1 protein-coding gene is annotated in these 1132 nt (G+C 54.5%); it reads left to right on the plus strand.

The window, feature by feature from the left end; translation table 11 throughout:
• A partial coding sequence (locus tag AB1500_13190) for a malto-oligosyltrehalose synthase (GenBank protein MEW6184101.1) occupies positions 1–1132 on the plus strand: 1132 nt, incomplete at both ends.

The raw sequence follows: 1132 nt of genomic DNA on the forward strand, positions 1-1132 counted from the left end.
GCAGAGCTTTGACAACCTGGATCAAATACTGGCGGAGCAAAATTACCGGCTCGCCTTCTGGAAAGTGGCGAACCACGAGATCAATTACCGCCGCTTCTTCGACGTGAGCGGTCTGGTATCAATCCGTATCGAGAATGAGGATGTTTTTAAAGCCACCCACACGCAAGTCGCAAAGACAGTCCAGGCGGGACAGGTCACGGGGCTGCGCATTGACCATATCGACGGTCTCCGCGACCCGGTAGGTTACCTTAAAAGGCTTCAAAACCGTCTCTGTTCAAACCCTCGTTCCGGCTTTTATGTGGTGGTCGAAAAGATCCTTAACGCGGATGAAGAGTTGCCCCCGGAATGGCCGGTTTACGGCACCACCGGCTATGACTTTCAAAACGTGGTGAACGGGGTTTTTGTAGACCGTCGCGGCGCCGATAAACTCGATGAAATCTACGCACGTTTGAGTCGTTACGAAACGGAGTTTTCCGACGTTGTTTACATCCAGAAGCGGCGGGTTATGTTTCAGCTTTTTGCCGGCGAGGTGCATACCCTCGCGCGGCAACTCGGGAAGCTTGCGGAATCGGACCGGTACGGCCGCGATCTTACAGTGGCTGATATCGAGGAAGCCCTCGTTGAAGTCACGGCATGCCTGCCGATTTACCGGACTTACATCCGCGACTTCGAAGTCTCACCGCGAGACAGCGCGTATATTGCCGGCGCTATTCAGGAAGCCGTGAGGCGGCATCCCGCCGGTAACCAGGCTTGCGAATTCCTGCGCCGCGTGCTGCTGTTAGATTTTCCGCAGTACCTTTCCGTGAAGCAGCAAAAGGAATGGCTGCGTTTCGTAATGCGCTGGCAGCAGTTCACCGGCCCGATTATGGCCAAGGGCTTTGAAGATACCGCTCTGTACGTTTATAACCGGTTAATATCACTGAATACGGTAGGAGGCGACCCTCAAACCGTAGGGCTTTCCGTGCCGGAGTTTCACCGTTTTAACCGGGCAAGGTATGACCGGTGGCCTCACTCCTTGAACGCGACGTCCACCCACGACGCCAAACGAAGCGAAGACGTCCAGACACGGATTAACGTTCTATCGGAGATTTCCGGTTTGTGGGAGAGTTTTTTAAACCGGTGGCGTTCCTGG

It is taken from the genome of Bacillota bacterium (genome assembly GCA_040755295.1).
Lineage (GTDB): Bacteria > Bacillota > Desulfotomaculia > Desulfotomaculales > Ammonificaceae > SURF-55.